Consider the following 10,321-nt stretch of genomic DNA (forward strand, 5'->3'; position numbering starts at 1 on the left):
ATTCTGTGCTTGCTGCGAAAAGAAAAATGGGGGCCCGACGCCGATTGGCTGCCCCGCAAAACGCTTGATTATAGGGCAAACCGGCTGGGGAGGCCGACGCGGCAGGCGCGCGGCGTGGAGCATGCGCGCGCCGGCTGGCGCGGCAGGCTCCGGTCGGACAGCGTCAATGTCGCCCGGTACCTTCGATGAGCGCGTCGACGCCGTAGGCGCGCGCGAGGCTGGCGAGCTTCGGCGGGAGATTGAGGATGTCGAGGGATGCGCCGCGAGCTTTCGCGGCGCGCTGCCACGCGAGCAGCACGGCGAGCGCGGACGAGTCGAACTGCGTCAGCGCCGCGCAGTCGACGGCGGTCGCGCCGGCGCCGATGCGCGCAAGACCGGCCGCGAGCGCGGTCTTCGCGCTCGCGACGGTCAGCGAGGAACCGGCTTCGAAGCCGCTCACGACGCTTGCTTGCCGGCGGCAAGTTGCTGGTTGCGTTCGGTCAGGAACTGGATCAGGCCGTCCACGCCGCTCTGCTGGATCTTCTCGTTGAACTGCTGCTGGTAGGTCTGGATCAGCCACGCGCCGAGCACGTTCAGGTCATACACCTTCCAGCCGTTGGCCGTCTTGTACAGGCGATAGTCGATCTGGACCGGCTGGCCGTTGTTCATCGCGACCGTCTTGACCACCACGTCGGTATCGGCCGGATCCGCGCGGAACGGCGGGTACTGGATCTGCTGGTCCGGCTTCAGTTGCGCGAGCGCACCCGAGTAGGTGCGGATCAGCAGCAGCTTGAACTGCTCCTGCACCTGCTGCTGCTGCGCGGGCGTCGCGGTGCGCCAGTTGCGGCCCATCGCGAGCTGCGTGGTGCGGCGGAAGTCGGTGTACGGCAGGATGTCCTTGTTGACGATCGAGATGATGCGGTTCGTGTCGCCCTGCTTGATCGTCTGCTGCTTCACTTCATCGAGGACCTGCTGCGTCGCCGTCTTGATCAGCGCCTGCGGGTTCGACTGGTCGACTTGCGCGTGGGCCGCGCTGCCGAACGAGAACAGCGCCGCGAAAACGGGGATCAGGAACAGTTTTTTCATCATAGTGGCCTGCATGAATGAGTCGATGCGAAGGTTGGAGACGGTAGCTTACGCGCAAGTTCGCGCGCGCTACCGACTGAATCGTTTCCGGCTGTAACGAATGTAATTCCGTCAGTGCAGCCGGATGCTCGGGAAGCGCAACCCGCCCGGCGAAGGCGGCGCCACCTGCATCGGCGGCACGTTGGTTTCGCTGGCGGGGTTCGGCGCAACGGCCGCGCCCGATGCCGGCACCGCGGCTTCCGCGCCCGACGCGGGCGCGGGCGCCGTAGCGCCGCCGACCGCGGCCGCTCCCGCCGCCCCCGCCGCGCCGGCTGCCCCGCCCGCTGCCGGCGCCGCGCCGTCGTCCGGCAGGTCGTACTTCGGCAACGCATCGTTGCTCGACGTCGCGGCGGCCTCGCCGCGCGCGTTGTTGATCAGCATCTGGCGGCGCTGCAGGTACGCGTTGCGCACGAACGAATACTTGTCGAGTGCGGCCGCGTCCAGCACGTCGCCCGCGCCGAGCAGGTTCGCGCGCGTGTTGACGAGGTTCACGCCGAACAGGCCCCAGCTGAGGCCGTCCGGCTTCACGTAGGTGAGCGGGTTGCCGACGTAGTCGACGCCGAGGCCGGCCGTATCGCGCAGCGTGCTCGGCCCGAGCAGCGGCAGCACCAGATACGGGCCCGACGGCACGCCGTAGCGGCCCATCGTGATCCCGAAGTCGGCCGTGTGCTTCGGCAGCTTGGCGACCGTCGCGACGTCGAACAGGCCGCCGACGCCGAACACCGTGTTGATCACGACGCGCATGATGTCGCCGACGCCGTCCGCGATCCGCAGCTGCACGAGGTTGTTCGCCGCGATGTAGACGTCGCCGATGTTCGAGAAGAAGTTCGTCACGCTGTCGCGCACCGGCTGCGGCACCACGTACTGGTAGCCCTTCGCGACCGGCTTCAGCGCATACGTGTCGACCGTGTCGTTGAACTTGTACATCGTCCGGTTGAAGCCTTCGAGCGGATCGCCCTTGGTCGGCGTCTGCACGGTCGCGCAACCGCTCAGCGCGGCGACTGCGGCCAGCGCGAGCGCGGCGTGCCTGATGCGGATCGTCTGCATGTTGGTACCCTCTTGTGTGCTCTCGTGTGGTTATTGGGCGGCCGCGCCGGACACCGCGGATGCAGGCACCGGCACGGGCACCGGCACGGGCGCCGGCGCGGCGGGTGCGGCAGGCGCCGGCGCCGCCCCGGACGCCGGCTTCGCGCCGCCCGCGTCGGCCGCCTTGCTGTACAGGAACTGCCCGATCAGGTTCTCGAGCACGATCGCCGACTGCGTCATCGTGATCGTGTCGCCCGCCTTCAGCATCTCGGTGTCGCCGCCCGGCTCGAGGCCGATATATTGCTCGCCGAGCAGGCCCGAGGTCAGGATCTTCGCCGACGAATCCTTCGGAAACTGGTACTGGCCGTCGAGATCGATCGTCACGAGCGCCTGGTAGGTGTTCGTGTCGAAGCCGATCGACTTCACGCGGCCGACCACGACGCCCGCGCTCTTCACGGCCGCGCGCGGCTTCAGCCCGCCGATATTGTCGAATTTCATCTTCACCGCGTAGGTCGGCTGAAACGACAGCGAGCTCATGTTGCCGACCTTCAGCGCCAGGAACAGCACCGCAAGGAATCCCACCACCACGAACAGGCCGACCCAGAAGTCGAGAGCAGTCTTTTTCATCGTCATCCCAAAATTTGGCTTGGCTGAGGCTTAGCTGAACATCAGCGCGGTCAGCAGGAAATCGAGGCCGAGTACGGCAAGCGAAGCGAACACGACCGTCTTGGTCGTCGCGCGCGACACGCCCTCGGGCGTGGGCTTCGCCTCGTACCCCTGAAACAGTGCAATGAAGGTCACGGCGAAGCCGAACACGATGCTCTTGAGCACGCCGTTGCCGACGTCGGCCCAGACCTCGACGCCGCCCTGCATCTGCGACCAGAACGCGCCCGGATCGACGCCGATCAGCACGACGCCGACGAAGTAGCCGCCCAGCACGCCGACCGCGTTGAAGATCGCCGCGAGCAGCGGCATCGCGATGATGCCCGCCCACATGCGCGGCGCGATCACGTTCTTGATCGGGTCGACGGCCATCATCTCGAGCGCGGTGAGCTGCTCGCCGGCCTTCATCAGCCCGATCTCGGCCGTCAGCGAGGTGCCCGCGCGCCCCGCGAACAGCAGCGCCGTGACGACGGGCCCGAGCTCGCGCACGAGCGACAGCGCGACCAGCAGCCCGAGCGCCTGCTCGGAGCCGTAGCGGTTCAGCGTGTAGTAGCCCTGCAGGCCGAGCACGAAGCCGACGAACAGGCCCGACACGGCGATGATCACGAACGAATAGTTGCCGAGGAAGTGGATCTGCTTCGTGACCAGCCGCGGCCGGCGCAGCAGCGGGAAGAATTCCAGCACCAGGCGCACGAACAGCCGCGTGCCGTAGCCCGCGCGCTCGAGGCCGCCAATGACGTAACGTCCGATCGCGCTGATCATGCGCGCCCTCCGCCGAGCCCGAAATCCGCCGCGAGCGGCGGGCTCGTGTAATGAAATTTGAACGGGCCGTCCGGCGCGCCATCGATGAACTGGCGCACGCTCGGATCGGTCGACGCGCGCAGCTCGTCGGGCGTGCCCTGCGCGAGCACGCCGCCGTTGGCCAGGAAGTACACGTAGTCGGCGATCGCGAACGACTCCGGCACGTCGTGCGTGACGAGGATCGACGTCGCGCCGAGCGCCTCGTTCAGCGTGCGGATCAGGTTCGCGGTGATGCCGAGCGAAATCGGATCGAGGCCGGCGAACGGCTCGTCGTACATGATGAGCTGCGGATCGAGCGCGATCGCGCGCGCCAGCGCGATGCGGCGCGCCATCCCGCCCGACACCTCGGACGGCATCAGGTCGCGCGCGCCGCGCAGGCCGACCGCGTTCAGCTTCATCAGCACGAGGTCGCGGATCAGGTCTTCGGGCAGGTCGGTGTGCTCGCGCAGCGCGAACGCGACGTTCTCGAACACCGACATGTCGGTGAACAGCGCGCCGAACTGGAACAGCATGCCCATCTTGCGGCGCAGCGCGTACAGGCCGTCGCGCGTCTGCGCGCCGACATCGGCGCCGTCGAACAGCACCTGGCCGCGGCGCGCGCGCACGAGGCCGCCGATCAGGCGCAGCACGGTCGTCTTGCCGCAACCCGAGCCGCCCATGACCGCGACGACCTGGCCGCGCCCGAAGCGCATGTTCAGGTTCGACAGGACGAGGCGGTCGCCGTAGCCGAAGTCGACGTCGCGAAGTTCCAGCAGTGTCTCGGTAGGAGAGGGGCTCACGGAGCTGACAGTCCTTTTACGCAGAACGCCGAATTATAGGGCCTGCCTCGGAATGATGTCGTGACGCCGTTCCCGGCCCTGCGGTCAACGATTGTCAAATTCTCCGGCAAAACATTGCTGCAACGCAACAATCGCCGCCCGGTAATCGGCCGCGCCGGTCACCGCGCTGACCACCGCGACGCTGCCGACGCCGGTCGCCAGCACCGCCGGCAGCGCATCGAGCCCCACCCCGCCGATCGCGACCAGCGGGGCCCGCGCGCTCGCGAAGCGCGCGTAGCGGGCAATCCGCGCCAGCCCCTGCGGCGGCGCGGCGACCGCCTTGGTCGCGGTCGCGAAAACGGGGCCGAGCGCGAGATAGCTTGGCCGTTCGTGCAACGCGCGCAACATTTCGTAATAGCCGTGACTCGACAGTCCGAGCCGCAGGCCGGCGCGCGCGATCGCGGCGAGATCGGCCGTTTCGAGGTCTTCCTGGCCCAGATGCACGCCGTACGCGCCTTCATCTGCGGCGATCTGCCAGTGATCGTTGATGAACACGCGCGCATCGGGGTAGCGGCGGCCCGCTGCGACCGCGCGCGCGATTTCCCGGCGCAGCAGGTCCGGCGACGCGCCCTTCACGCGCAATTGCACGGTCCGTGCGCCGCAGTCGAGCACGCGCTCGACCCAGTCGGCGTCCGGTACGACCGGATAGAGGCCGAGTCGCGCGGGGCACGGCGCAAAGGCGGGTTCCGGCGCGGCCGGCAGCCCGGCGACGCGCGGAAACCGCGCGGCGTCGACCGGCCACGGATCGTCATCGAGCGTTTCGTCGCCGTCGCGCCACGCGAGCGCGAGCACCAGCGCGTCGAGCGGCGCGAAGCCGCAGTCGATGAACGCGGCGAGCGCCGCGATCCAGTCGTCCGCGAGCGCGTGCGCGGCGTCGAGCGCGTAACGCGCACCCGCGGCGTGCAGCACCGCGCTCCGCTCGCCGAACTCGATCGCAACCGCGTCCGGCGACGCGGGCCGCGACACCGCCGACGCGCGCGCCTGCCCGGCGCGGTCGCCGCTCGACACGATCAGCACGTCGCCGTCGGCAGGCAGCTCGGGCGCGGCCAGGCACAGCCGCCACGGCGCCGCGCCGCGTGGCCAGTCGCCGAGCCGCGCGCGAATCCGTCCGGCCGCTTCGGCCAGTTCGTCGGCCGGCGGCCAGAATGCATCGGCGAAGCGCGCGCTCATGCGCCGCCTCCGTCCTGGTGCCAGAACGGCATCCCGACCACCGGCGTGCTCGCGTGCGCGGTTTCGCGCGCGTCCATCGGCCCCGCGAGGTAGGCCGCGCGGCCGGCCTCGACACCCTGCGCGAATGCGCGCGCCATGATTTCCGGGTGGGTCGCCTGCGACACGGCCGTGTTCAGCAGCACGCCGTCGAAGCCCCACTCCATCACCTGGCATGCGTGCGACGGCACGCCGAGCCCCGCGTCGACGATCAGCGGCACGTCGGGCAGCCGTTCGCGCAGCACGCGCAGCCCGTACGGGTTCACGACGCCCTTGCCGGTGCCGATCGGCGCGCCCCACGGCATCAGCGCCTCGCAGCCGGCGTCGAGCAGGCGCCGGCCGATCACGAGATCCTCGGTGCAGTACGGCAGCACCTTGAAACCGTCCTTGATCAGTTGCGCGGCCGCGTCGATCAGCCCGACCGGGTCCGGCTGCAGCGTGTAGTCGTCGCCGATCAGTTCGAGCTTGATCCAGTCGGTCTCGAATACCTCGCGCGCCATGTGCGCGGTCGTCACCGCCTCGGCGACGGTCTGGCAGCCGGCCGTGTTCGGCAGCAGCGGCACCGCATGGCGCTTCAGCAGCTCGAAGAAGCCGGCTTCGGCGGTGCCGCCCGTCATCTGGCGGCGCAGCGCGACCGTGACCATGCCCGGCCGCGACGCGGCGATCGAGTCGGACAGCGACTGCAGCGACGGATAGCGCGACGTGCCGAGCAGCACGCGGCTCGCGAAGGTTTCGCCGTACAGCGTCAGCGCGTCGGCGGAAGTGAGGGACGTCATGTCGATTTCCTGAAAGAGCGGGGACGGACCGGCGGCGCTCAGCCGCCCGCGACGGGGTGCACCACGTCGAGCTTGTCGCCCGCCGCGAGCGCGCGCGCCGCATGCTGCGTGCGCGCGACGAAGTTGCCGTTCAGCGCGACCGCGTACGGCGGACGCGCGCCGAACGCGGCGAGCGCGTCGGCGACCGTCGCACCGTCGGGCAGCGTCAGGGTCTGTTGGTTGATCTGGATGTCCATGAGGCTTGGTCGGATTCGGTCGGCGGCGCGCGTCAGGCCGGCTGGCGCGCGTCGTCGCGGTGATGAAGGAGCGTCGGCCAGCGTGCGGCGTCGCGCCACGCGGCGAACGCGTCGGCACGCTCGAGCGCGCCGCCGAGCGCGGCTTCGGCGAGCGCGACGGCCGCGTGCGCGACTTCCGGCGCGATCATGAAGCCGTGCCGGTACAGGCCGTTGACCGCCAGCGTCGACGCGCCGTCCCAGATCACCGCCGGGCGATGATCGGGCAGCGTCGGCCGGCACTGCGCATTCAGTTCGAGGATGCGCGCCTCGCCGAACGCCGGGTGCACCGAAAACGCGGCGCTCAGCAGTTCCAGCGCGGAGCGCACGCTGACGGGCGACATGTCCTCGCCCTCCACTTCGGTCGCGCCGATCACGTACAGGTCGTCCTGCTTTGGCGCGATATAGAGTGGATAGCGCGGATGCAGCAGCCGCACCGGGCGCGTGAGCCCGATGCCGGGCGCGTGCACGCGCGCGACTTCGCCGCGAATGCCGCGCAGCGCGGGCAGCGCGGCCTTGGCGCCGAGCCCGCGGCAATCGATCGTGAAATGCGCGTCGGGCCGGTTGCCGTCGTCGATCGTCGCGTGCCAGTGCGTGTCGACGCCGCGTTCGGCGAGACCGGCCGCCAGCGCGCGCAGCGCCTGGCGATTGTCGAGCTGGCCTTCGCGCGGCAGCAGCAGCCCGCGCGCGAAACGGCCCGCGAGCGCGGGCTCGGCCGCGTCGACCTGCGCGCCGGCGAGCGCGACGAAGCCGCCGTCGAACAGCGCGGCCGGCGCGTTCGCGCGCACGCGCCGCTCGAACAGCGGCGCTTCCGCGCGGTCCGCGTGATGCCAGACGACGAGCGTGCCGCGATGCTGGAAGAACACCGGCTCGGGCAGTTCCGCGAGCCACTGCGGCCAGCGCGCGAGCGACGCGGCGCCGAGCTCGGTGATCAGCAGTTCCGCGCTGGCCGCCTCGGCGAGCGGCGCGAGCATCGCGGCGGCGATCCACGCCGCCGACTGCTCGCCGTCCGGGCCGCCGCGCTCGTAGAGCGCGACGCGATGCCCGTCGCCCGCGAGCCGCCACGCGATCAGCCGGCCGACGAGGCCGCCGCCGAGCACCGCGAAATCCGGTCGGGAATCGTGGACGTTCATCGCGCCCCCTCGCCGCAAGCCATGCGGGCGCGCACAGCGCGTGCCGGCAGGCAGCCGGCCTCCGGCGCGAACGCGCGCGACGGCGCCCTGCCGGAAACCGGGCTGCGGACTGAAAAAACTGAAGATTGATCGGTCATCGGTTCCTTCCGTAACGCGCGACGCGCGTACCCAAAAGGACGAAACCGGCAGCAAAGGCCGGCCGGGCGGGACTCGGGCGCTGACGATGCGGGATAACGGCCAGCGCGGCCCGGCGGGATCAGAAACTTCCCTCGCCGGTATTACCCGGATCGGGTGCGAAGGGTCTTTCTCAGCCTCGCCGCGCCACGTGTTGACCGCGCTCGAAGCACCCCTGTTTCGTCGTCGGCCATTAGACCATAAAAGCGGAAAGCGCCGCAAACTGTCCCCGTGCGGCAAATTCGCCGTCGGGCTGCGCCGCTCTGGCACAATGCCCGCAGGCCGGCCGCGCGAGCGGCCGGTTGCCGCGTCACCGCCGGCCCTTAAGTGCCTTTTAAGACGCGCGGGCCACCATCCGGACGCCCGCCGTCAGTCGAGCACCTCGTCCGGCATGCCGTACCGAGGCGCGCGCCCGGCTTCGCCCGGCCCGCGCGCCGGCTACTCATCAGGAAGCACATGACCCAATCGATCGATCCCGTCCGCTCCGCCTCCGACGCGCCGCAGGACGAGCGCCCGGTATCCGCATGGAGCCTCATCAAGCCCTACTGGGTGTCGTCCGAATGGAAAATCGCGTGGGGGCTGCTCGTCACGATCATCGCGATGAACCTCTGCGTCGTGTGGATCAACGTCCAGCTGAACAAGTGGAACGCGCAGTTCTACAACGCGCTGCAGGCGAAGAACGTCCACGACTTCCCGAATCTGCTGATGCAGTTCTCCGCGCTGGCATTCGGCTTCATCATCCTCGCCGTGTACGGCCGCTACCTGCGGCAGATGCTCGGCTTCCGCTGGCGCCAGTGGCTCACCGAGCGTTTTCTCGGCCAGTGGCTCGGCGATCGCGCGTTCTACCGGATCGAGCGCGACCGCCTCGCCGACAACCCCGACCAGCGGATCACCGACGACCTCCAGTCGTTCGCGACCACGACGCTGTCGCTGTCGCTCGACCTGCTGTCGACGGTCGTCACGCTCGTGTCGTTCATCACGATCCTGTGGTCGCTCGCGGGCGCGCTGACCTTCGCGCTCGGCGCGACGCCGATCACGATCCCCGGCTACATGGTGTGGGCGGCCGCGCTGTACGCGGTGGTCGGCTCGCTGATCATCCAGAAGGTCGGCCATCCGCTCGTGTCGATCAACTATCAGCAGCAGCGCGTCGAGGCCGACTTCCGCTTCGGGCTGATCCGCGTGCGCGAGAACGCCGAGCAGATCGCGTTCTACGACGGCGAGAAGACCGAGACCGGCAACGCGCACGGCCTGTTCATGCGGATCCGCGACAACTGGTGGCGCGTGATGAAGTACACCAAGCGCCTCACCTTCGTGCTGAGCTTCTACGGACAGATCGCGATCATCTTTCCGCTGGTCGTCGCCGCACCGCGCTATTTCGCCGGCGCGTTCTCGTTCGGCGTGCTGATGCAGATCTCGTCCGCGTTCGGCACCGTCAGCGATTCGTTCTCGTGGTTCATCAACAGTTACGCGACGCTCGTCGAATGGCGCGCGACCGTCAACCGTCTGCGCGAATTCAAGCGCGTGATGGGCGCATCGCACCTGAAGGAGACCGTGTCGCCGGCCACCGAGCACGGCGGCATCAACCTGCACTACGTCGACGCGGCGAAGCTGTCGACGTCGTCGCTGCGGCTCGCGCTGCCGAACGGCAAGGCGCTCGCGAACATCGGCAGCGTCGCGATCGAGCCCGGCTCGCGCTGGCTCGTGGTCGGCAAGTCGGGTTCCGGCAAGAGCACGTTCATGCGCGCGCTCGCGGGCCTGTGGCCGTTCGGCGACGGCGCGATCGACGCGCCGGTCGGCGCGCGGATGATGTTCGTGCCGCAGACGAGCTACCTGCCGATCGGCACGCTGAAGGCCGCGCTCACATATCCGGCGACGCCCGACGCGTTCAGCGACGACGCCTGCCGCGATGCGCTGCGCGCGTGCCGCCTCGACGAGTATGCGGACCGTCTCGAAGAAAGCGCGCACTGGACGCGCGTGATGTCGCCGGGCGAACAGCAGCGTCTCGCCGGCGCGCGCGTGCTGCTGCACAAGCCCGACTTCCTGTTCCTCGACGAAGCGACCAGCGCGCTCGACCCGGACAACGAGGCGCGGCTCTACCACCTGTTCGCCGAGCGGCTGCCGCGCGCCGCGATCGTCAGCATCGCGCACCGCGAGTCGCTGGCCGCGTTCCACGCCGACACGATCAACGTCGAGCGCGTGAACGACAGCGACAAGGTCGCCGCATGAGCGCACGCGCCGCGCGCATCGTGCTGATCACCGGCGCAGGCTCGGGGATCGGCGCGGCGCTCGCGCGGCGGCTCGCGGCGCCCGGCGTCGCGCTGGCGCTGCATGCGCGCGGCGCGGACGAC

At 69.6% G+C, this 10,321-nt stretch carries 11 protein-coding genes and 1 riboswitch; of the genes, 1 reads left to right on the forward strand and 10 read right to left on the reverse strand.

Translation table 11 applies throughout. From position 1 onward, the window contains the following. Positions 1-163: 163 nt before the first annotated feature. From BST28156_RS14950 to BST28156_RS14995, 10 genes are all read right to left on the reverse strand, one after another. The gene (locus BST28156_RS14950) at positions 164-439 is read right to left on the reverse strand and encodes an STAS domain-containing protein (RefSeq protein ID WP_009691868.1); all 276 of its coding nucleotides are present in this window, start codon (positions 437-439) and stop codon (positions 164-166) included. Further along, entirely contained in the window at positions 436-1,065 is a 630-nt protein-coding gene (locus tag BST28156_RS14955) for an MlaC/ttg2D family ABC transporter substrate-binding protein (protein ID WP_009691867.1), read from the reverse strand. Before BST28156_RS14955 ends, BST28156_RS14950 begins: the two co-directional genes overlap by 4 nt. 111 nt (positions 1,066-1,176) lie before the next feature. Continuing rightward, the gene (locus BST28156_RS14960) at positions 1,177-2,151 is read right to left on the reverse strand and encodes an MlaA family lipoprotein (protein WP_174902567.1); all 975 of its coding nucleotides are present in this window, start codon (positions 2,149-2,151) and stop codon (positions 1,177-1,179) included. Positions 2,152-2,181: 30 nt separating this feature from the next. Further along, positions 2,182-2,763, reverse strand: coding sequence for an outer membrane lipid asymmetry maintenance protein MlaD (gene mlaD, locus BST28156_RS14965; RefSeq protein WP_174902568.1), 582 nt, complete (start codon positions 2,761-2,763; stop codon positions 2,182-2,184). Between the two features lie 24 nt (positions 2,764-2,787). After that, the gene (gene mlaE / locus BST28156_RS14970) at positions 2,788-3,555 is read right to left on the reverse strand and encodes a lipid asymmetry maintenance ABC transporter permease subunit MlaE (RefSeq protein ID WP_009694901.1); all 768 of its coding nucleotides are present in this window, start codon (positions 3,553-3,555) and stop codon (positions 2,788-2,790) included. After that, positions 3,552-4,373 carry an ABC transporter ATP-binding protein gene (locus tag BST28156_RS14975; RefSeq protein WP_009694900.1) on the reverse strand — a complete coding sequence of 274 codons (822 nt, stop codon included), beginning with the start codon at positions 4,371-4,373 and terminating at the stop codon, positions 3,552-3,554. Before BST28156_RS14975 ends, mlaE begins: the two co-directional genes overlap by 4 nt. 84 nt (positions 4,374-4,457) lie before the next feature. Further along, positions 4,458-5,582, reverse strand: coding sequence for a thiamine phosphate synthase (gene thiE, locus BST28156_RS14980; protein WP_174902569.1), 1,125 nt, complete (start codon positions 5,580-5,582; stop codon positions 4,458-4,460). Further along, the gene (locus tag BST28156_RS14985; RefSeq protein ID WP_060246255.1) at positions 5,579-6,394 is read right to left on the reverse strand and encodes a thiazole synthase; all 816 of its coding nucleotides are present in this window, start codon (positions 6,392-6,394) and stop codon (positions 5,579-5,581) included. Before BST28156_RS14985 ends, thiE begins: the two co-directional genes overlap by 4 nt. Before the next feature lie 38 nt (positions 6,395-6,432). After that, on the reverse strand, positions 6,433-6,630 hold the full coding sequence (gene thiS / locus BST28156_RS14990) for a sulfur carrier protein ThiS (protein WP_096504229.1): 198 nt from the start codon (positions 6,628-6,630) through the stop codon (positions 6,433-6,435). Positions 6,631-6,662: 32 nt separating this feature from the next. Then, positions 6,663-7,799, reverse strand: a complete 1,137-nt coding sequence (locus tag BST28156_RS14995) for an FAD-dependent oxidoreductase (protein ID WP_174902570.1) — start codon at positions 7,797-7,799, stop codon at positions 6,663-6,665. 247 nt (positions 7,800-8,046) lie between these two features. Continuing rightward, positions 8,047-8,160: riboswitch (TPP riboswitch) on the reverse strand. A gap of 269 nt (positions 8,161-8,429) precedes the next feature. Between BST28156_RS14995 and BST28156_RS15000 the strand changes: the two genes are divergently transcribed. Continuing rightward, the gene (locus tag BST28156_RS15000) at positions 8,430-10,199 is read left to right on the forward strand and encodes an ABC transporter ATP-binding protein/permease (protein WP_060246257.1); all 1,770 of its coding nucleotides are present in this window, start codon (positions 8,430-8,432) and stop codon (positions 10,197-10,199) included. The last annotated feature ends 122 nt before the right edge of the window (positions 10,200-10,321 follow it).

Origin of the sequence: Burkholderia pseudomultivorans (assembly GCF_902499075.1) — a bacterium.
Lineage (GTDB): Bacteria > Pseudomonadota > Gammaproteobacteria > Burkholderiales > Burkholderiaceae > Burkholderia > Burkholderia pseudomultivorans.